Origin of the sequence: Salipiger bermudensis (genome assembly GCF_017309175.1) — a bacterium.
GTDB lineage: Bacteria > Pseudomonadota > Alphaproteobacteria > Rhodobacterales > Rhodobacteraceae > Salipiger > Salipiger bermudensis.
Window position 1 is genome coordinate 71,179 of record NZ_JAEKJV010000020.1, and the last position, 20,338, is coordinate 91,516.

Sequence of the window (20,338 nt, forward strand, 5' to 3'; positions counted from 1 at the left end):
GCCAGCGATCAGGTCAAGACCACGCTCCGCGACAGCCGGGGGGAGTGGCGGGGTGGCAGGATATACCCCCGCCCCTCGAAGCCCGGCCAGGAGACACCGAAAGACCCGGCGCGGAAACGCCGGGTCTTGTTTCTTGCGCGGAGAACAAGGCTCAGAGGAACTTGAACCCGAAGACCTCCTTGATGCCCGAGAGCACGAAGGTCGGGACCGCCGCAATGAAGGCGCAGGCCAGCAGGATGCTCAGCGGCAGGCTGGCGGTGCCCAGCACGTAATGGCCGAAGGGCGAGTAGACGGCGATGGCCGAGAGCGCCAGCGAGATTCCCACCGCCATCAGCAGCTTGGGATTGCCGAAGGGCGACTTGCGGAACAGCGTCGTGGTCGTGCGGGCATCGAAGACATGCCAAAGCTGCGCGAACATGATGGTCACGAAGGCCATGGTCTGCGCCATCTCGAAGCCAAGTTCCATCGCCAGCCCCTGCGAGAAGGTGTAGTAACTGATGCCGCCCACGGCGAGGCCGCGGATCAGGATGCGCTCCTTCATGCCGTCGGAGAACAGGTCATGGTCCCGGGTCCGCGGGGCGCGCCGCATGACGTTGTGCTCGGCCTCCTCGAATCCCAGCGCCAGCGCCGGGATCCCGTCGGAGACGAGGTTGACCCAGAGGATCATCAGCGGGGCGAGCGGGATCAGCGGCTCGTTGCCCATGAGCAGGAAGGCGAACAGGATGGTTGACACCTCGGCCACGTTCGAGGTCAACGCCTGGCGCACGAACTTGAGCAGGTTGTCATAGATCCTGCGGCCCTCGCGCACGGCGCTGACGATGGTCGAGAAGTTGTCGTCGAGCAGCACCAGCGCGGCGCTGTCCTTGGCGACCGAGGTGCCAGTGATGCCCATCGCCACGCCGATGTCGGCGGTGCGCAGGGCCGGCGCGTCGTTGACCCCGTCGCCGGTCATCGCGGCAACCTCGCCATTGGCCTGCATCGCCTTGACGATACGCAGCTTGTGCTCGGGCGTGACGCGGGCGAACACGGCGGCGTTCTTCGCGACCTCGGCCAGCCGCCTGTCATCCATGCCATCGATCTCGTGCCCGGTATGCACGGTCTGCGCCTCGGAGGTGCGGATGCCGATCTGCTCGGCGATGGCCTGCGCCGTCACCGCGTGGTCGCCGGTGATCATCACCGTGCGGATGCCTGCGGAGGTGGCGTCGGCCACGGCGCGTTTCACCTCGGGGCGCGGCGGATCCATGATACCGTGGACACCCAGCAGCACGATGTCATGCTCGGGGTCCGCGGGATCGAAGGTGCCGTCCTCGGCATAGCGGAAGGCCACGGCAAGCGTGCGCAGCGCGCGGCCGCCGAAATCTTCGATCACCTCCTCGACCTGCGCCCGGATACCATCGTCGAGAGGCCGGATCTCGCCATTCAGCAAGATCCCCTTGGCGCGGGACATGATGACGTCGGGCGCCCCCTTGGCGACCAACACCTTGCGACCGTCGGGCGTGCGCACATGCATGCTCATCATCTTGCGCGTGCTGTCAAAGGGAAAGGACTGGAGGATGTCGTAATGGTCCTTCTTCAACGCGTCGCGGCTGATGCCGACCTTGGCGCCGGCGACGACCAGCGCGCCCTCGGTCGGGTTGCCCTGCACCGCGTGGCGGCCATCCTTGAGCATCAGCTCGGCCTCGTTGCAGTAGACCGAGACCTCGAGCATATGGGCCAGGTCCTGTTCCTCGGCGATCACAGCGGCACGGCCCTCGGCGTCGAGGAAGTCGCCCGTGGGGTCGAAGCCCTCGCCAGTCAGATCCCATGTCTTGCCGCCGGCCCAGAGCCGCATCACCTGCATCTGGTTCTGGGTCAGCGTGCCGGTCTTGTCGGAGCAGATCACCGAGGTGGTGCCCAGCGTCTCGACCGCCGCCAGCTTTCGCGCCAGCGCGTTGTTGTGGACCATGCGCTGCGACCCCAGCGTCAGAACGATGGTGACGACCGTCGGCAGGCCCTCGGGAATGGCGGCGACCGAGAGCGAGATCGCGGTGGTCAGCATCTCCGACAGGCTCATCCCGTGGAAGATCCCGATGCCGATGACCACGGCCACCACGCCCAGCGCCGCGGCGATCAGCACCTTGGAGAGCTTCTCGATGCGCTCCTGCAGGGGCGTCTTGGGCTCTTCGGTGGTGGCCATCATATGCGCAATATGGCCGACCTCGGTCTGCATCCCGGTCGAGGTCGCGATGCCAAGGCCGGTTCCACTGGTCACCTTGGTCGACATGAAGCCCATGTTGAGCCGGTCCGCCAGCGTCAGCTCGGGATCGTCGATCGCCAGGATGTGCTTGTCGACGGGCTCGGATTCGCCGGTCAGCGCAGCCTCGTCCACCGCCAGACGGGCGGCCTCGAGGAAGCGCACGTCGGCGGCGATGATGTCGCCGGCCTTGAAGCGCAGGATGTCACCGGGGACGATGTCGGCGGCGGGGATCTCGGCCCATTCGCCGTCGCGTTTGACGAAGGCCAGCGGCGCGGCCATCTCGCGCAGCGCGGCGAGCGAGCGGGCGGCACTGAACTCCTGGTAGAAGCTGATCACCGCGTTCAGCACCACGATCACGGCGATGGCGATGGCATCGACCATGTGGCCGGTCAGAAGCGAGATCACCGCGCCGATCATCAGGATGATCAGCAGCGGATTCTTGAACTGGCCGAGCAAAAGCGTCAGGGGCGAGGTCTGCTTGCCCTCGGCAAGCCTGTTGGGCCCGTGCCGCTCGAGGCGTTGCTGTGCCTCCGACATGGAGAGACCGGTGCCGGCGTCACAGTGCAGACCGGCCGCAACGTCTTCGCCGCTCCGGGTCCAGGGCGCAGCGGTTCCGATGCCGGCCTCATGGTCGGGAACACTCTGGGCGGTCCGGTCTCTCATGATCGTTTCCTTCTCAAACTGGGGGTGGCCCGCGCCTGCACGCGCACCAGTCCAAACGGGGCGACCTCCCGGTCGATGGCGATGCCGGTTTCGCCGCACCGTACGGCGGCATCCCCGAGGGCACGGATCACGGCGCGCTCGCCGCTGGCGCAGACAACGGTCTGCGCCGCCTCCACCTTGGGCCCCATCGCGCCTGCGGGGAAGTCGTTAGCGCCCATCCGGTCGGTCAAGGCGCGGCGGATTGCTGCCTCATCGGGCGTTCCCCGCTCAAGGCAGACCGCACCCGCATCGTTTGCCCGCCCGAACGTGCCAGCATCGCGTTCAGGGGGCAGCCGGCCAAGCACGCCGTAGATCCGCACCACGAAGGGCAGTCCGAACAGGGCCGAGATCGTAGAACGCACGCGGCTCGGGGTCGGCAGCGATTCGCCCTCGGCGGAAATGGCTGCGGCTTTCTCTCGCACAAGGAAACCCGCCGCAGGCTCACGACGACCGACTCGCCGCGTCTGCCAGCGGCCCAGTCCTGCTGCCGAACGTGGCGGGCACATGCTGGCGCGCTGATCCTTAGGCGATTGCCCTCACCCGCGCTCAGCGCCGAGTCTCTGAAACCTCGCCCCTGACACTCCAAGCACTGCGACACTGCTACAGAGCCCGCGCACATATTGCGGATTGCAGTCCACGGCGCGTGGATAAGCGTCTGGTTTTCCGAGCAGAAAATAAGAAAGCCCGCTGCGCTATGCAGCGGGCTTCCCGGAAACTGGCGGACCGAGGAGGATTCGAACCCCCGACCCCTTGATTCGTAGTCAAGTACTCTATCCAGCTGAGCTATCGGTCCGTGGAGGCGGGGTTTAGACTTACCCGCGAAGATGCGCAAGGGGGGCCAGAATGTTTTTCGAAGAAATTTCGTTCAGCCCATTTCTCCCATCGGCAGACGGATCTCGAAACAGGTGCCGCTCTCGTCCGAGCGCGCCAGCTGCAGCGTGCCGCCGTGGTTGCGCACCAGCTCGGCGACGATGGCAAGGCCAAGCCCCGCCCCGCCCTTGCGCACACCGCCCTGGAAGGGCTGGAACAGGTGCTCCCGCGCCTTGGGCGGCAGGCCGGGGCCGGTATCGGTCACCTCGATCACCCATTCGGTATCGTCTGCCCAGGCGGCGACACTGATCTCACCGGGCTGGCCGGTGCCGGTGATCGCCTGCCGCGCGTTGCGCACCAGGTTGCCGATCACCCGGTAGATCTGTTCCGGATCGCCCCGCATCTGCATCGTGGCGGGGATATCCTCGGAGAGGCTCACGTCATGCTCGTCGATCGCCAGACGCTCGGCCTCGAGCACCTCGTTGACCAGTTCGGCGAGATTGAACTGGGTCAGCACCGGGGCCGGCTCTTCGGCGCGCCCGAAGGCCAGCGTGTTCTCGCAGAGCGACACCGCGCGGGTGATCGAGCCCACCAGCTTCGGGGCCATGCGCTTGACCGACGGGTCCTCGGACATCTCGATGCGGTCGGTGAAAAGCTGCGCCGAGGTCAGGATGTTGCGCAGGTCGTGGCTGACCCGCGCCACCGCGCCGCCAAGCTGCGCCAGCCGCTCCTTCTGCCGCAGGCTCGCGGCAAGCTGGGTCTGCAGCGACTGAAGCGCCTCCTCGGCCTCGCGCAGCTCTTTCACGCTGGCCGAGGGCTTGATGATGCGGCGCGCATCCTCCGGCGCCTCGGCAAAGCGGATCATGTGGCCGACCACGCCCTTGATCGGGCGCACCAGCAGCCGTCGCACAGCGAGGAACAGCAGCAGCGCGGTGATCACCGAGATCACCGCCGAGAGCAGCAGGATGCGCACGCCGTAATCCAGCATGGCGCTGCGCAGCGGTCCGGCCTCCATGGTGATCTCGATGAGCTGGCCGGCCTGTTGCGACGGGTAGCCCAGCACCCGGATGACTTCGGGCTCGGGGCTCGCCAAGCGCACCAGCGCGTCATGCATGAGCGTGACCGGCCCGGCCTCGCGCAGGTCGAAGCTCTCGGCCACGGGCCCGGGGACCTCTGACGACAGCATCAGTTCGCGCGTGGCGTTGCGCTGAAGGGCAACGTTGTAGACTCCGGCATTGGCCAGCAGCTCGCGCTCGAGATCGGGGTCGAGCATGTCGTCCGCCAGCAGCGCCAGAGAGGCGATCTGCGCCCGCTCGAGACGGTCGGTGAGATAGTCGGCGCGGAATCGGGCGACGGAGGGCACGAAGATCAACACCTCGGCCAGCATCACGAACACCGTCGTGAGGATCAGGAAGCGGCCGGAAAGAGAGTTGAGCATCAAGAGTACTGCTTGTCCCGTCAGGGCAGCCAGCGCTGCACCAGTCTTACAATTCTTTTCACTGTTTCGTTTTCAAACAGACGGGGAGAGAAATAGGTTCCCGCGACGCGTTTGTTAAGCTCTGCGATGGTGGGATAGGGCACAACCATCCCTGCAATCGCGCCCATTTTGAGTTTCGAGGCGATCGCAAGCGCCCAGAGCCCGATCAGGTCGCCCGCCTGCGCGCCCGCGATCGAGGCGCCGACCGGGCGCCCCTTGACCACCATCACCTTGAGCAGGCCGGTGGTCTGGCGCTGTGCGATGGCGCGGTCGTTGTGCTGGTAGGGCAGACGCACGACCTCGAGCGCATCGCCATGCTCGAGCCGCGCCTCGGCCTCGGTCAACCCGACCTGCGCCAGCTCGGGCGCGGTGTAGGTGGCGCGCGGCAGGATCCGGGGCTTCACCTTGATCGGCAGGCCAAAGAGCGCGTTCCGCACGATCAGCCCGCCGTGATAGCCCGCCACATGGGTGAATTGCGGCCCGCCGGCAGCGTCGCCGATGGCATAGACCTGGCGATTCGTCGTGCGCAGCCCCTCGTCGATTTTGATGCCGGCCTTGGTGGTCTCGATCCCGGCCTTCTTGAGCCCGAGCCCCTCGATGTTGGCCTTGCGCCCGACCGCGACCAGCAGATGCGAGCCCTGCACCGCGCCGTTGACGGTTTCGACCGCGATGGCCCCGTCACTGCCGCGGATCCGCTGCGCCGGCGTCTCCTCGAGGATCTCGACACCCTCGGCACTCAGTTCCTCGAGCACGATGGCGGCCATCTCGGGATCTTCGCGACCGAGCGCTTTCTGCGCCTCGATCACCGTGACACGGCTGCCAAGCCTGCGATGCGCCTGCGCCATCTCGAGCCCGATGGGGCCGCCGCCGATGATCACCAGGTGCTCGGGCCGCTCGCGCAGCTGCCAGAGCGTCTCGTTGGTCAGGTAGGGGACATCGGACAGGCCCGGAATCGGCGGCACGAACGGAGAGGAGCCGGTGGCCAGCACGATGCGCCGGGCCGAGATGACATGCGCGCCCGCCTGCACCTCGGTGGGCGAGATAAAGCGGCCATGCTCCCGGATCACCGTGACGCCGAAGCCCTCGAAGCGCTCCTGGCTGTCCATCGGCTCGATTCGGGCGATGGTCTCGGCCACGTGGGTCTGCGCGGCGGCATAATCCACCTGCGGCGTCACGCTCGCCACGCCGAAGGGCGCGGCATGGGCCATCGAGGAGGCGCGCGCGGCGCTGGCGATCAGCGCCTTCGACGGCACACAGCCATAGTTGAGGCAGTCGCCGCCCATCTCGCCGCGCTCGAGCAGCACCACCGAGGCGCCCATCTGCGCGGCGCCTGCCGCCACCGAAAGCCCGCCGGAGCCCGCGCCGATCACCAGAAGATCCGTCTTCATCACTATTTCCCCTTCAAATCTCGGTCTTGCCGCGCACCGCCTTGATCACCATCGGCAGCGCGGCCAGAGCCGCGAGGCCCAACAGCGGCAGGATGATATGCGGCGCCCAGAGCAGGCTCAGGTCCGGCGCTTCGCCGCGGTCGAAGACCTCGCCCACGCCGACCCCGATCGAGGTAAAGACCAGTGCGCCGGGGATGATTCCCAGCGCCGTGGTCAGCACGAAGTTGCGGAACTGTACGCCGACCAGCGCCGGCAGAAGGTTGGCCACGAAGAACGGCACCACCGGCACCAGCCGCAGCAGGAACATCACGCTGATCTCGTTCTCGCGCAGCCGTTCCCGTACCCTTGAGAGCTTGCCCTCCGAGGCGTCCATCTTCTCCGAGAGCGTGGCGCCAAGCCCGGCCCGGGCGGCGAGGAAGATCAGCACCGCGCCCACGGTGGCGGCCAGCACGTTGAGCACGGTGCCGGCGGCAAGCCCGAAGAGGAAGCCGCCGGTGACCGAGGCCACCGCGGCGCCGGGCAGAGAGAAGGCGACGATGGCGACATAGGCCAGCACGAATCCCCCGGCGATCAGCAGGTAATGCTGGTCTCGCAAGGCCAGCAGCGCCTCGCGATTGTCGCTCAGCGTGTCAAAGCTGAGGTAATCCCGCAGCGTGAAGAAGCCGGTGACGGCGACGATCAGGATGATCGCCAGCGGCAGGTGGCGGGTCAGGCTGCGCTTCGGCGTCTCGGCCATGTCAGCCTCTTGGGTCTGGTGCGTGTCGGTCATGCCATCCAAGATGCGTCAGGCGGTCGCATCGCAACAGCCCTCTCACGTCGCCTTGATCGGCGGTGACGGGAAACCCGGGGTTTTGACCTCCCCCTGCCCAAACTGTAACATATGGGGAGGTCCCCGCCCTGCCCCGCGCCGGAATGTTGCAATCCTGCGAGATAGAGGTTTGACACGCGCGCCTCACCTCCCTATAGGACGGGCTTCGAATGACATGGCCCGGCGAATCCGTCCTGGGCTGCCCGAGAAACGGAGTAGAGCGCGATGAAACGCACCTTTCAGCCGTCGAACCTGGTTCGCAAGCGCCGTCACGGCTTCCGCGCCCGCATGGCGACCAAGGCCGGCCGTCAGATTCTGAACGCGCGCCGTGCCCGCGGCCGCAAGAAGCTGAGCGCCTGAGTCGCACGCTTCGCCTTGGCGAAGTGGGACGCATGGATCGACAGAAAAGCCGCTTTGGATGCGTCCGAAGCGGCTTTTCGTCGTGATCTGAGGGCGCTGGAATGAGCGAAGACATCAAGGCCAGGATCGAAACCCTGCGCAAGCGGCCCGAATTCCTCGCGGCCGCCCGCGCCCGGCGTCAGCCGGCCAACGCGATGCTGGTGCAGGCGCGCGAGCGCGATGACGGCTCCGACACGGTGCGCGTGGGCTTCACCTGTTCCAAGAAGGTCGGCAACGCCGTGGCCCGCAACCGTGCCAAGCGCCGGATGCGCGAGGTGGCGCGGCTCACCCTGCCCACGAAGGGCGTTCCGGGCTGGGACTACGTGCTGATCGGCCGCCGCGATGCCACTGCCGAGCGGCCCTTCGAGCTGCTCATCAAGGATCTGGAATACGCCCTGCGCAAGATCCACGGCCCCTCGAAGTGAGTCCACTGGCCCATATCGTGGCCTTGCCGGTGCGGTTCTACCGCCTCGTGTTCTCGCCTTGGGTCGGTCATGGCTGCCGATTCCAGCCGAGCTGCTCGGCCTATGCGATGGAGGCGCTGGAAAAGCACGGCGCGTTCAAGGGCAGCTGGCTCGCCGCCCGTCGCATCCTGCGATGCCACCCGTGGGGCGGCTCGGGGATCGACAATGTCCCCGAACCGCGAAAGCGCGACTAGCGCCTCAGGATGCGGCCTCAACCACGCCGCAGGCGATGCGCGATCCGGCACCAGCCTCTTCTCCGTAGCTGTCGGGCCCTTCATGGATGATGAAGGCCGAGCCATCGTCGTCGAGGATCGGAGCGCTGTCGCCGTCGAGCGTCAGCGCGGTGCTCGTGACCTCTGCCGCGACGTCGCCATCCGCCGTCGCGTAGACGTTCGGCAGGTCGCCCGGATGCGGCTCATTGCCCGAAAGCATGCCATGCGCCTTGCCGTCCGGCGCATAGTGGCCGCCGGCCGAGGTGAAATCCGAGGCAGAACAGTCGCCGGTCTCGTGCAGGTGGAAGCCATGCCAGCCTTCCGGGATCCCGTCGGCCTCGACATGGATCAGAACGCCCTCGGCGGTCTCGTAGATTTCGGCCATGCCGACGGTGGCGCCTTCGGCGTCCTTGAGCATGGCCATCGCGGCGGGCGACTGGCCGCCCATGGCGTCCTGGGCGTGGGCGCCCGCGGCGAGGCCGGTGGCGGTGACCGCTGCGAGAAGCAGGGATGCGGTTTTCATGGGATCCTCCTTGGCTGATCTCGTGCACAACGCCCGCCGCGCCCGCGGCGTTCCCGCAGAGCTCTTGCCTGACGCGCATTCCCCGCGTATCTGCCAGCGCATGTTCGATGAAGCCGACGATATTCACCCGCTGTTCTACGGCGCTCCCAAGAGCACCGAGTTCAAGAAGCTGCGCAAGCGCATCGTGCAGAACGCGCGCGAGGCGGTGGAGCAGTATGGCATGGTCGAACGCCGCGAGGATGGCGGCATGCCGAAGTGGCTGGTCTGCCTGTCCGGCGGTAAGGACAGCTACACCCTGCTCGCGGTGCTGCACGAGCTGAAATGGCGCGGCCTGCTGCCGGTCGAGCTTCTGGCCTGCAACCTCGACCAGGGCCAGCCGGGCTTTCCGGCGACAGTGCTGCCGAAGTTCCTCGAAGACATGCAGGTGCCGCACCGCATCGAGTACCAGGACACCTACTCGATCGTCGTCGACAAGGTGCCGCAGGGCCGCACCTTCTGCGCGCTGTGCTCACGCCTGCGCCGCGGCAATCTCTACCGAATCGCCCGCGAAGAGGGTTGCTCGGCGGTGGTGCTGGGCCACCACCGCGATGACATCCTCGAGACCTTCTTCATGAACCTGTTCCACGGCGGGCGGCTGGCCACCATGCCGCCGAAGCTGGTCAACGAAGAGGGCGACCTCTTCGTCTATCGCCCGCTGGCGCACGTGGCCGAGGTCGATTGCGAAAAGTTCGCCCGCGCGATGAACTACCCGATCATCCCCTGCGATCTCTGCGGCAGCCAGGACGGGCTGCAGCGCCAGCAGGTGAAGCAGATCCTCGACCAGTGGGAAAAGAACAGCCCCGGCCGCCGGCAGGTGATGTTCCGCTCGCTGATGAACATCCGGCCCTCGCACATGCTCGACCCCAAGCTCTTCGATTTCGCCGGGCTGATGCGCGATGCGGCGGAGCCGAACGGCGACGATCCCGATATTCCCGATTTGCGTTAAGTCCGGAGTTACTTCCGTGCGCTAGTCCTGCCCCCGCCGTCCACGGCAAGAGGGAGGCTGGCCATGAGACCGATGCTCCGGGTCGCACTGATGCGGCACCACGCGCGGATCGCGCGCTGGCTTCATGGCAGCCACATGCTGGCCTTCCTGCCGGCGCTGGCACTGGCCGGCTTCTGGATCGGGGGCGAGGTCCTGCTGATCTTCATCGCCATCGGGGTGCCTTTGACCTACGCGCTGACCGGGCAGGATGCCCCCGGCACGCTCGACCCAGACCAGCCCCTGCCCGATCTCGTTGATCTGGCCACGGCCACCGCGCTGGCCGATCACATGATCGCTCGCGCCGCCGGGGCAAAGCTCGGCACCGCCTGCTTCCTGGTCGAGGCCGAGGGGCTCGACGTCATCCGCCGCCGTGCCGGAGACATGGTCGCGCAGGAGCTGCAGGAAACCCTGCTGCAGCGGCTGCGCGGCCAGCTGCGCCGCGGTGACAGGGTGGCGCGGATCGGCGACTCGCGCTTCCTGGTGCTGCTCTCGCCCTCGCTGCGGCTCGACCTCGAAGCGCTGCTCCTGATGGCCAATCGCATGCAGCGCGCGCTCGAGGAACCTGCCGAAACCGAAGGCGGAACGCACTTCCTTTCGGTCGCCGTCGGCTTCTGCGCCTCGTCGCGCCTGCGCGACCATGCCGGCGGCGCCCAGCTGATCGATGCCGCAGCCACCGCCCTGACCGAGGCGCTGGCCAACGGCCCCTCCGCGGTGCGTGCCTGGTCCGAGAGCATGCGGGTCCAGCGCCGCGCCCGCAAGACGCTGCTCGAAGAGGTCGAGCGCGCGCTGGCCAAGGGCCAGATCCGGCCGTGGTTCCAGCCCCAGCTCTGCACCTCCACCGGCGCGATCAGCGGCGTCGAGGCGCTGGCGCGTTGGCTGCACCCGGAACGCGGCATCGTACCGCCGGTCGAATTTCTCACTGCGCTCGAAGAGGCCGGCCAGCTCGATCGGCTGAGCGAGGTGATGCTCGACCACAGCCTCTCGGCGCTGCGCCGCTGGGACGAGACCGGGCTCGCCATCCCCCGGGTCAGCGTGAACTTTTCCGATGTCGAGCTGCGCAACCCCCGGCTGGTCACCCGCCTGAAATGGGAGCTCGACCGCTTCGGCCTGCCCGCCTCGCGGCTCGGGGTCGAGGTGCTGGAAACGGTGATCGCCGACGCGCCCGAAGGCGTGGTCGCCCGCAACATCACCGCGCTGTCGCAGCTTGGCTGCCAGATCGACCTCGACGATTTCGGCACCGGCCACGCCTCGATCACCGCGCTGCGCCGCTTTGCCGTGCACCGGCTCAAGATCGACCGCAGCTTCGTCACCCGGGTCGACCGCGACGAGGAACAGCGCCGGATGCTGGCCGCCGTGCTCGGCCTCGCAGACCGGCTCGGCCTCGAGACCGTGGCCGAAGGGGTCGAGAGCGTGGCCGAGCACGCGCTGCTGGCGCAGCTCGGCTGCGACCACGTGCAGGGCTTCGGCATCGCCCGCCCGATGCCCGCCGACCAGCTCGCCGACTGGGCCCGCGGCTATGCCGAGCGGGTCGCGGCGGCGCAGAACATCGGGCGCAGCACCGGCACCGCCTAGCCCTGCGCACCGTCGCGTATCTGGTCACAAAACCCGCCCCACACCCGGAATCGGCTTGACCTTTGGGGGTCCTGCCTGTTGAACCCGGCGTGACTTTTCCAAGGACAGGGCGGCGCCTTCGCATGGACGATCAGAACAAGAACCTGCTCATCGCAACCGGTCTGAGCTTCGTGGTGATCCTCGTCTGGTTCCTGCTCTTCCCACCCCCGGAAGAGCAGCTGCAGGACCAGGCCGGCCCCAACGCCGTCGAAACCGTCGAAGGCGACACCGCCACGACGCCGTCCGCCGCGCCGTCCGCGACCACCGGCGGCGGCGACACCGCTGCGGCCCCCGCGCAGGCCGAAACCGTCGACGCGCCGCGCGTCGCGATCGACACCGACCGCCTCGGCGGCTCGATCTCGCTCACCGGCGGTCGCATCGACGAGCTGATCCTGAAGGACTACACCGTCACCCTCGACGAGGACTCGCCCAACGTGCAGATCCTCGAGCCGGTGGGCGGCGGCAACCCCTATTACGCACTTTACGGCTGGGCCCCGGGCTCGGGCCTCGGGCTCGACGACGTGCCCGGCGCCAACACCGCGTGGGAGCTCGAGAGCGGCGACAGCCTGAGCGTCGACAGCCCCGTGACCCTGCGCTGGGACAGCCCCGCCGGCCTCGTGTTCCGCCGCACCATCTCGATCGACGAGGACTTCATGTTCTCGGTCACCCAGTCGGTCGAGAATGCCGGCGAGGGCACCGTCTCGGCCGCGCCCTACGGCATCATCGCCCGCCATGGGGAGCCCGCGGACCTGAAGAACTTCTTCGTCCTGCACGAGGGCGTGGTGGCGATTGCCGACGGCAAGCTGTCCGAGATCGGCTATTCCGACATGCCCGACATGGACGTGAACCAGAGCGAAGGCGCCCGCGCCGAGGTCACGCAAGTGACCGAGAACGGCTGGATCGGCTTTACAGACCACTACTGGATGACCACGCTGATCCCCCAGCAGGGCGCGCCGTTCAAGCAGGCCGCCAAGTATGACGAGCGCCGCGACATCTACCAGACCGAGGCGGTGCTGCCGACCATGACCCTCGCCCCCGGCGAGACCCAGGAGGTCACCACCCAGCTCTTCGCCGGCGCCAAGGAATACGAGACCATCCGCGACTACGAGGATGACGGCGTCGTGCGCTTCATCGACTCGATCGACTGGGGCTGGTTCTTCTTCCTCACCAAGCCGATCTTCTGGATGCTGCACCAGATCCACCTGCTGATCGGCAACATGGGTTGGTCGATCATCGGCCTGACGCTGATCATCAAGGCGATCCTGTTCCCGCTGGCCTACAAATCCTACGTCTCGATGGCGAAGATGAAAGAGCTTCAGCCGGAGATGGAGAAGCTCAAGGAGAAGGCCGGCGACGACCGCCAGAAGCTCCAGCAGGAGATGATGGCGCTCTACAAGAAGGAAAAGGTCAACCCGGCCTCGGGCTGCCTGCCGATCCTGCTGCAGATCCCGATCTTCTTCTCGCTCTACAAGGTGATCTTCGTGGCGTTCGAGCTGCGCCACGCGCCCTGGTTCGGCCCGTTCCAGGACCTCTCGACACCGGATCCGACCTCGCTGTTCAACCTCTTCGGCCTGCTGCCCTGGGCGGCCCCGGCCCCGGGTACCACGCTGGCGCTGGTGTTCATCGGCATCCTGCCGCTGCTGCTCGGCATCTCGATGTGGCTGCAGCAGAAGCTGAACCCGGCGCCCGCCGACCCGACGCAGAAGATGATCTTTGCCTGGATGCCGTGGGTCTTCATGTTCATGCTCGGCGGCTTCGCCAGCGGGCTCGTGGTCTACTGGATCACCAACAACACGATCACCTTCACCCAGCAGTACCTGATCATGCGTAGCCAGGGCTACAAGCCCGACGTGTTCGGCAACATCGTCTCGGGCTTCAAGCGCAAGCCCAAGGCCGACGGCGACGCCAAGGGCAAATGACCGCAAGGCTCGCCCAGATCGCGCGCTACCCGATCAAGGGGATCGGAACCGAACCCCTTGAGACGGTGATCCTGGACCAGGATGCGCCCATGCCCGGAGACCGGGCATGGGCGCTTCGCCACGAGACCGCCCCCGAAGAGCTCGGCTGGCTGCCGCGCAAGAACTTCCTGGTGGTCGCAAGCGGCCCGGCACTCGCCCCGGTCCGGGCCCGCACCGAGACCGACGGCCGCATCGCGCTCTCCCACCCCGACCGGCCGGACGTCGCCATCGCGCCAAGCAGCGACGGCCCGGCGCTGATCGACTGGGTGCGCCCTCTCTGGCCGGACACCGCGCCGGCGCCGCGCCTGCTGGTCCCCGCGCCCCCGCAAGGGATGGGGGACAATGGCCGCGCCGAGCTGTCGATCGTCAGCCTTGCCAGCCTGCGCGCCCTCGAGGAGCGCATCGGCCAGCCACTGCAGATCGCGCGTTTCCGCGGCAACCTGATCCTCGACGGGCTTGCCCCCTGGGCCGAGTTCGACTGGATCGGCCAGCGCCTGCGCATCGGCGATGTCGAGCTTGAGATCACCGAGCGCATCACCCGCTGCCGCGCCACCGAGGCCAGTCCCGAGACCGGCCAGCGCGATGCCGAGCCGGTGCGCGCCCTGCACACCGGCTGGGGGCATCGCGATTTCGGGGTCTATGCGCGGGTCACGAAGGGCGGCATGATCGCCACAGGCAACGAGGTTTCCCTGATATGACATCGCTCCCCTTCCCGCTCGCCGAAGAGCCCGAGGACGACGCCCGCGAGGCCGCGCGCAAGCTGTTTGCCGGCGAGGTCGATTTCCTCAAGGGCGTGGTCGGCATGGACGGACTGCCCCCCGACGACCGGGTCGAGGTCTGCTTCGCCGGCCGTTCCAATGTCGGCAAGTCGAGCCTGATCAACGCCCTGACCGGCCGGAAGGGGATTGCCCGGGCGTCGAACACGCCGGGCCGCACCCAGGAGATCAACTTCTTCACACTCGGCGAGGAGCGCTATCTCGTCGACCTGCCGGGTTACGGCTTTGCCAACGCACCGGTGGCAGTGGTCGAAAAGTGGCAGCGGTTGCTCAAGCAGTATCTCTCGGGGAGGGTCTCGCTGCGACGGGCCTTCGTGCTGATCGACGCGCGCCACGGCGTCAAACCGGTCGACGAGGAGATCATGACCCTGCTCGACCGCTCGGCGGTGACCTTCCAGGCGGTGCTGACCAAGGCCGACAAGGTCAAGGAAAAGGACCGCGAAAAGGTTCTGGCCCAGGTGCGCGAAAAGCTCGCCAAGCATCCGGCAGCGTTTCCCGAGCTGGTCCTGACCAGTTCCGAGAAAGGCGACGGCATCGCCCTTCTGCGCGCCATCATCGCAGGGCTCGACTGAGAAAACTCTTCGCAGAAGAGTTTTTGCCCGCCCGCCGCGCCCAGAGATTTTTCGTACGAAAAATCTTGCGTCCCGCGCGGTCATCCCGGACACAGGAAGGCAAATCGACCGCATCGGAAGGATGCCTTCTAGACATGAAGCAGCAAAAGATGAACCGAGACTGGATCGCCACAGCCCGCACGCTCAACGAAGCCCTCCCCTACATGCAGCGCTATACCGGCGCCGTGGTTGTGGTGAAATTCGGCGGAAACGCCATGGGCGACGACGAGGCCATGGCCGAGTTCGCCCGGGACATCGTGCTGATGCGGCAGGTCGGCGTGAACCCGGTGGTCGTGCATGGCGGCGGTCCGATGATCAACGACATGCTCAAGCGGCTCAACATCGAGAGCCGCTTCGTGCGCGGAAAGCGGGTCACCGACAAGGCCACCGTCGAGGTGGTCGAGATGGTGCTCACCGGGCTCGTCAACAAGCGCATCGTGCAGGCCATCATGGACGAGGGCGGCCGTGCGGTGGGCCTCTCGGGCAAGGATGACGATCTCATCGTCTGCGAACCCGACGATCCCGAACTGGGCTTTGTCGGTCGCCCGATCGAGATGAACGTGCAGGTGTTGCGCGACCTCTTCGACGCCGGGATCATCCCGGTTGTCGCTCCGGTGGCCACCGGCACCGAGGTCACCGAGACCTACAACGTCAACGGCGACACCGCCGCCGGCGCCATTGCCGGCGCTCTCAAGGCCGACCGGCTGCTGCTGCTCACCGACGTCTCGGGCGTCAAGAACGCCAGCGGCGAGGTCGTCACCGCCATGACCCCCGAGGACGTGCGCGCGATGACCGCCGATGGCACCATCGCCGGCGGCATGATCCCCAAGACCGAGACCGCGCTGAAGGCGATCGAGGAAGGCGTGCGCGCGGTGGTGATCCTCGACGGTCGGGTGCCCAATGCCTGCCTGCTGGAGCTTTTCACCGAGCACGGTGCCGGCTCGCTGATCCGCTCGGCCGACCTGCCACCGGTGCGCGAGCGCGAGTGAGCCTCGCGGCGCTGTCCGGCGCCGCCCGCGCCTGCGGCCTCGCCCTGCGCGGGGCGTTTCACCCCCTGCCCGACGATCACGCCCCCGAGGGCACTGGCACGCTGGTGCTGATTGGGCCCGACGAGCCGGGCCTCTGGACTCTGTTCGAGGCCTCGCCCGAGTACGAGGACGGTCGGCCAGACCCGCTTGACCGATGGTCGGCACGGGTTCTGGGCGGGCTGGCGCAGCGCTTCGGCGGCACAGCGGTGCTGCCATCGGACGGGCCGCCCTGGCCGCCCTTCCTGCGTTGGGCCGAGCGCAGCGGACAGGCCTTCCCCTCGCCCATCGGGCTTTCTGCGCACGCGGAGGTCGGGCTGATGATCAGCTATCGCGGCGCCATCGCCCTGCCCGAGCGTCTGCCCCTCCCGGCCGCCAGCCCCTCCCCTTGTGAGACCTGCGCCACCCGTCCCTGCACCACCGCCTGCCCGGTCGGTGCGCTCGGCACCGGCGCACCCTACGACGTGCCCGCCTGCCAGCGCTTTCTGCACAGCGCGGAGGGTCAGAGCTGCCGGACGCGAGGCTGCCGCGCCCGCCGCGACTGCCCGCTGTCGCAAAACCTTCAAAGGCAGGACCAACAGGCGGCTTTTCACATGGCCGCCTTCATGGGAAACTGGGACGACAACAAGGGAGAGAGCGCATGAAACGACTGATCCTCATGCGACATGCAAAGTCGGACTGGTCGACCGGCGGTGCAGATCATCAGCGTCCGCTCAACAAGCGCGGCCGCAACAGCGCCAAGGCGCTCGGGAACTGGCTGCGCGCGCAGGGACTGGCCCCGGATCAGGCGCTCTGTTCGAGCGCCTCGCGCACCCGCGAAACCCTCGCCCTGCTCGATCTGGAGGTCAGGACGCGCTACGAGGACCGGCTCTACCACGCCGGCCCTGTGGCGATGCTCAAATGCCTTTCCGAGGCCGAAGGCGACACGGTGATCATGGTCGGCCACAACCCCGGCATCGCCGAGTTCGCCGACGAGCTGATGGCCACTCCGCCGCGCCATCCCCGCTTTGCCGACTACCCGACGGGCGCGACATTGGTGGCCGATTTCGAGATCGACGACTGGTCAGCGCTCGAACCCGGCACCGGCACCGCGACGGGCTTTGTCATCCCGCGCGAACTGCTCGAAGAAAGCGAGGCCTGAACAAGCGGGGCCGAAACGGCCTCACTTGCTCTCGTCGGTCATCTCGGGCGGGTGATCGTAAAGCGCCCAGCCGTACTCGCGCCCCGACTCCGGCAGGTCCTTGCGGCGGATCTTGTCCTGCATGTAGGTCTTGGCGATGAAATTCGCGGTGATCGGCGCGGTCAGGAACAGGAACAGCGTGATCAGCAGTTCGTGAAACGACAGCTGGTTCTCGATCAGCAGGAAATAGAGCATCGAGCTGATCAGCGCACCGCCGACTCCCACGGTGGTCGCCTTGGTCGGCGCGTGCAGACGCTGCATGGTGTCCTTCAGCCGGATCAGGCCAATCGAGCCCACCAGAGCGAAGAAGCCGCCGACAACGAGAAAGAAGGCCACCAGAAGCTCGGCCAGCAGGGACAGGTCTTGATCCATCGGATCCTCCTCACTCGATGATGTCGCCGCGCAGCACGAAGCGGCACAAGGCGACGGTTGAGACGAAGCCGACCATGGCGATCAGCATCGAGGCCTCGAAGTAGAGCGCGGTGCCCTGCCAGATGCCGTAGAGCACGATCAGCGCGATGAAGTTGATCACCATGGTGTCGAGGGCAAGGATGCGGTCGGCCTGGGTCGGCCCCACCAGCATGCGCCACATGGTCGAGAGCAGGCCGAAGCCGAAACAGGCGAAGGCGAAGATCAGGGCGTAGGTGACGATCATCGGAAGATCTCCATCAGGCGGCGCTCGTAGCGGGTCTTGATCTCATCCCGGACCGCGTCCGGGTCATCGGTGTCGAGCGCGTGCACCAGCAGGCTGCCGCCGTCGGCGGCCAGTGTCGCCGAGACGGTGCCCGGCGTCATTGTGATGGTGCCCGCGAGAACGGTGATTGCCTCGGGCGAACGCAGCTCGAGCGGCACGACGACCCATTGCGAGCGGATCTTGTCGTGGCGCTTGAAGAGCACGATCGCAGCGACCTCGAAATTGGCCACGATGATGTCCCAGAGCACCACGAGCGCATATTCGGCGGCCATCAGCGGTGCGCGCAAGGCCGGGCGGTTGGGCCAGTAGGGCGCGGTCATCACCGGGATGACGATGCCGAACACCACGCCGAGGAACAGGTTGCCCGGCGTGACCTTGTTGACCAGCATGAGCCAGACGATCACCAGCGTCAGTGACAGGATCGGGTGCGGAAAGACGCGTCGCAACATGGTCAGTAGCCCTCCTCAGACGCCGCGCCGGTCTCGGCGCCATCCTCGTCATAGGCCCCCGCTTCAGTCTCATCGTCATAGGATGACTTGGACGACGGGTCCTTGGTGCCCTCCTGGTCGACCAGCACCGCGGTCACATAGGCGCTGGGATCGAAGAGCTGCTCTGCGGTGGCCTCCATGTGGCGCGACACCGGCCCGGCAAAGATCGTCAGCGCCGCCAGCGAAGCCAGCGCAAGGATGCTCGGCGCGGCCAGCATCGGGCCGATGGTGTTGGCGGGCGGGCGCTCTTCCTCCGGCTCGGGCTCCGGCGCGGCGAATTCCGCCGAGGTCGATTTCCAGAACAGCAGGCTGCCGGCGCGGGCGAAGCCCACGATGGTCAGCAGCGAGCCCACCAGCACCACGGCCCAGACCAGCCACGTGTAGTCCGACACCCGGAGCGCATCGAGCACCAGAAGCTTGCCGAGAAAGCCGCTCAGCGGCGGCATCCCGGCGATGCCGATGGCGGCGGCGAAGAACAGCGCCGCGAGGAAGCCGTTCTGAACCGTCGCCGGCGCCGCCTTGAGCAGGTCGCCGCTCTCGCGCCGGGCCAGCAGCAGATCGGCCACGAGGAACAGCGCCGCGGTCGCCATGGTCGAGTGCAGCAGGTAATAGAGCGCCGCAGTGGCGGCATAGGGCGTGAAGGCCGAGACCGCCAGCATCAGCGTGCCGGTCGAGCCCAGCACCGCGAAGGCGATGAGCGGCATCAGCCGCCGCGACCCTAGCACGCCGAAGCCACCGATGGCCACGGTGATCAGCGCCGCCGGCAGCAGCCAGTCCTGCGACAGGCTGCCGATGGCGTCGGCATCAGGCCCGAAGACCACGGTGTGCATGCGCAGGATGGCATAGGCGCCGACCTTGGTCATGATCGCGAACAGCGCCGCCACCGGAGCAGGAGCATTGGCATAGGTGCCCGGCAGCCAGAACTGCACCGGGAACATCGCCGCCTTCACCGCGAAGACGATCATCAGCAGCATCGCCGCCACCCGCACCAGCGCCGCCTCCTCGACCGGGATCTCGCGCACCTTCACCGATAGGTCGGCGATGTTGAGCGTGCCGGTGGTGGCGTAAAGCGTGCCGAGCGCGATCAAAAACAGGCTCGAGCCGGCGAGGTTCATGATCACGTATTGCAGGCCGGATTTCAGCCGCGCCTTGCCGCCGCTGTGGATCGCCAGCCCGTAGGAGGCGATGAGCAGGATCTCGAACAGCACGAAGAGGTTGAAGGCGTCGCCAGTCAGGAAGGCACCGCAGATGCCCATCAGCTGGAACTGCATCAGGGCGTGGAAATGGCGGCCCCGCGTGTCCCAGCCGCTGGCGGCGGAGTGCATCAGCACGATCAGCCCCAGCACAGAGGTCAGCAGGATCAGCAGCGCCGACAGCCGGTCGAGCACCAGCACGATGCCAAAGGGCGCGGGCCAGGCGCCAAGGCGGTAGACATGCACGCTGCCATCGGCCGAAAGCATGAACAGCCCGGCGGCGATGGCGGTCAGCATCACCGCTCCGGCCAGCGAGGCGGCGCGCTGCAGGGTGATGTCGTGCCGCATGACGAAGGCGATGATCGGCGCGAGAAGCGCCGGCAGCACCACGGGGGCGATGATCCAGTGATTCACGTGTCACCCTCCCCGTTCGCGTCCTCGGAGAGGTCGACTCGGTCATCGCCGGATTCCAGCGCCGCGCCCAGTGCGATCAGCACCAGCACCGCGGTCATGCCGAAGGAGATCACGATCGCCGTCAGCACCAGCGCCTGCGGCAGCGGATCGGTATAGGCCGAGGCGGCGTCGTTGAGGACCGGCGGCACACCCACGGCCAGACGACCGGTGGCGAAGACGAAGACGTTGACCGCATAGGTCAGCAGCGTCAGTCCGAGGATGACGGGGAAGGCCCGCAGCCGCAGGATCAGGTAGACCCCTGCGGCGGTCAGGCCGCCAATCGTGGTTGCCACGACAAGTTCCATG

The 20,338-nt window shown here is 67.2% G+C and carries 22 protein-coding genes and 1 tRNA gene; 11 read left to right on the forward strand and 12 right to left on the reverse strand.

What is annotated here, in order from left to right; genetic code table 11:
• Positions 1–151: 151 nt before the first annotated feature.
• The 6 genes from JF542_RS21115 to JF542_RS21140 all read right to left on the reverse strand — a co-directional run bounded on the left by JF542_RS21115 (position 152) and on the right by JF542_RS21140 (position 7,382).
• Positions 152–2,899 (reverse strand): cation-translocating P-type ATPase, encoded by a 2,748-nt coding sequence (locus tag JF542_RS21115; protein ID WP_207077313.1) that lies wholly within the window; start codon positions 2,897–2,899, stop codon positions 152–154.
• Complete coding sequence (locus JF542_RS21120) at positions 2,896–3,360, reverse strand: amino acid kinase family protein (protein WP_207077314.1); 465 nt, start codon at positions 3,358–3,360, stop codon at positions 2,896–2,898. The genes JF542_RS21115 and JF542_RS21120 overlap by 4 nt, the downstream gene beginning before the upstream one ends.
• A gap of 294 nt (positions 3,361–3,654) precedes the next feature.
• Positions 3,655–3,731: transfer RNA gene (locus tag JF542_RS21125), tRNA-Arg, on the reverse strand.
• A gap of 72 nt (positions 3,732–3,803) precedes the next feature.
• Positions 3,804–5,186, reverse strand: coding sequence for a sensor histidine kinase (locus JF542_RS21130; RefSeq protein ID WP_207077315.1), 1,383 nt, complete (start codon positions 5,184–5,186; stop codon positions 3,804–3,806).
• Between the two features lie 20 nt (positions 5,187–5,206).
• Entirely contained in the window at positions 5,207–6,613 is a 1,407-nt protein-coding gene (locus JF542_RS21135; protein WP_207077316.1) for a dihydrolipoyl dehydrogenase family protein, read from the reverse strand.
• Between the two features lie 13 nt (positions 6,614–6,626).
• Positions 6,627–7,382, reverse strand: coding sequence for a TVP38/TMEM64 family protein (locus tag JF542_RS21140; RefSeq protein ID WP_207077317.1), 756 nt, complete (start codon positions 7,380–7,382; stop codon positions 6,627–6,629).
• Between the two features lie 264 nt (positions 7,383–7,646).
• On the opposite strand from JF542_RS21140, the gene rpmH reads away from it, so the two are divergent.
• From rpmH to yidD, 3 genes are all read left to right on the forward strand, one after another.
• Positions 7,647–7,781: a 50S ribosomal protein L34 gene (rpmH, locus tag JF542_RS21145; RefSeq protein WP_007796915.1), complete on the forward strand. Its 135-nt coding sequence runs from the start codon at positions 7,647–7,649 to the stop codon at positions 7,779–7,781.
• Positions 7,782–7,882: 101 nt separating this feature from the next.
• Positions 7,883–8,245, forward strand: a complete 363-nt coding sequence (gene rnpA / locus JF542_RS21150; RefSeq protein ID WP_207077318.1) for a ribonuclease P protein component — start codon at positions 7,883–7,885, stop codon at positions 8,243–8,245.
• Positions 8,242–8,478, forward strand: a complete 237-nt coding sequence (gene yidD / locus JF542_RS21155; protein ID WP_207077319.1) for a membrane protein insertion efficiency factor YidD — start codon at positions 8,242–8,244, stop codon at positions 8,476–8,478. Before rnpA ends, yidD begins: the two co-directional genes overlap by 4 nt.
• A 4-nt stretch (positions 8,479–8,482) precedes the next feature.
• Here the strand turns inward: yidD and JF542_RS21160 are convergent, their stop codons facing one another.
• Entirely contained in the window at positions 8,483–9,019 is a 537-nt protein-coding gene (locus JF542_RS21160; protein ID WP_007796923.1) for a superoxide dismutase family protein, read from the reverse strand.
• A gap of 100 nt (positions 9,020–9,119) precedes the next feature.
• On the opposite strand from JF542_RS21160, the gene ttcA reads away from it, so the two are divergent.
• The 8 genes from ttcA (at position 9,120) to JF542_RS21200 (ending at position 17,165) form a co-directional block, all read left to right on the forward strand.
• Positions 9,120–10,004, forward strand: a complete 885-nt coding sequence (ttcA, locus tag JF542_RS21165) for a tRNA 2-thiocytidine(32) synthetase TtcA (RefSeq protein WP_207077337.1) — start codon at positions 9,120–9,122, stop codon at positions 10,002–10,004.
• 63 nt (positions 10,005–10,067) lie between these two features.
• Positions 10,068–11,615: a GGDEF domain-containing phosphodiesterase gene (locus JF542_RS21170; protein ID WP_207077320.1), complete on the forward strand. Its 1,548-nt coding sequence runs from the start codon at positions 10,068–10,070 to the stop codon at positions 11,613–11,615.
• A gap of 122 nt (positions 11,616–11,737) precedes the next feature.
• Entirely contained in the window at positions 11,738–13,573 is a 1,836-nt protein-coding gene (yidC, locus tag JF542_RS21175) for a membrane protein insertase YidC (protein WP_207077321.1), read from the forward strand.
• A complete protein-coding gene (locus JF542_RS21180) occupies positions 13,570–14,310 on the forward strand; it encodes an MOSC domain-containing protein (RefSeq protein ID WP_207077322.1) in 741 nt (246 codons plus the stop codon). Before yidC ends, JF542_RS21180 begins: the two co-directional genes overlap by 4 nt.
• Complete coding sequence (gene yihA, locus JF542_RS21185; protein ID WP_207077323.1) at positions 14,307–14,960, forward strand: ribosome biogenesis GTP-binding protein YihA/YsxC; 654 nt, start codon at positions 14,307–14,309, stop codon at positions 14,958–14,960. Before JF542_RS21180 ends, yihA begins: the two co-directional genes overlap by 4 nt.
• Before the next feature lie 134 nt (positions 14,961–15,094).
• A complete protein-coding gene (gene argB / locus JF542_RS21190; RefSeq protein ID WP_007796939.1) occupies positions 15,095–15,988 on the forward strand; it encodes an acetylglutamate kinase in 894 nt (297 codons plus the stop codon).
• Complete coding sequence (locus JF542_RS21195; protein ID WP_207077324.1) at positions 15,985–16,668, forward strand: ferredoxin; 684 nt, start codon at positions 15,985–15,987, stop codon at positions 16,666–16,668. Before argB ends, JF542_RS21195 begins: the two co-directional genes overlap by 4 nt.
• Complete coding sequence (locus tag JF542_RS21200; RefSeq protein WP_207077325.1) at positions 16,665–17,165, forward strand: SixA phosphatase family protein; 501 nt, start codon at positions 16,665–16,667, stop codon at positions 17,163–17,165. Before JF542_RS21195 ends, JF542_RS21200 begins: the two co-directional genes overlap by 4 nt.
• 21 nt (positions 17,166–17,186) lie before the next feature.
• On the opposite strand, the gene JF542_RS21205 is transcribed toward JF542_RS21200, so the two are convergent.
• From JF542_RS21205 to JF542_RS21225, 5 genes are read right to left on the reverse strand one after another with little or no spacing between them, the layout of a single operon-like run.
• Positions 17,187–17,576, reverse strand: coding sequence for a Na+/H+ antiporter subunit G (locus JF542_RS21205; protein WP_007796946.1), 390 nt, complete (start codon positions 17,574–17,576; stop codon positions 17,187–17,189).
• 10 nt (positions 17,577–17,586) lie between these two features.
• Positions 17,587–17,856: a K+/H+ antiporter subunit F gene (locus JF542_RS21210; RefSeq protein WP_040545258.1), complete on the reverse strand. Its 270-nt coding sequence runs from the start codon at positions 17,854–17,856 to the stop codon at positions 17,587–17,589.
• The gene (locus JF542_RS21215; RefSeq protein WP_007796950.1) at positions 17,856–18,347 is read right to left on the reverse strand and encodes a Na+/H+ antiporter subunit E; all 492 of its coding nucleotides are present in this window, start codon (positions 18,345–18,347) and stop codon (positions 17,856–17,858) included. The genes JF542_RS21210 and JF542_RS21215 overlap by 1 nt, the downstream gene beginning before the upstream one ends.
• Positions 18,348–18,349: 2 nt before the next feature.
• On the reverse strand, positions 18,350–19,993 hold the full coding sequence (locus JF542_RS21220; RefSeq protein ID WP_007796953.1) for a monovalent cation/H+ antiporter subunit D: 1,644 nt from the start codon (positions 19,991–19,993) through the stop codon (positions 18,350–18,352).
• Positions 19,990–20,337, reverse strand: a complete 348-nt coding sequence (locus JF542_RS21225) for a Na+/H+ antiporter subunit C (protein WP_007796956.1) — start codon at positions 20,335–20,337, stop codon at positions 19,990–19,992. The genes JF542_RS21220 and JF542_RS21225 overlap by 4 nt, the downstream gene beginning before the upstream one ends.
• Position 20,338: the final 1 nt, after the last annotated feature.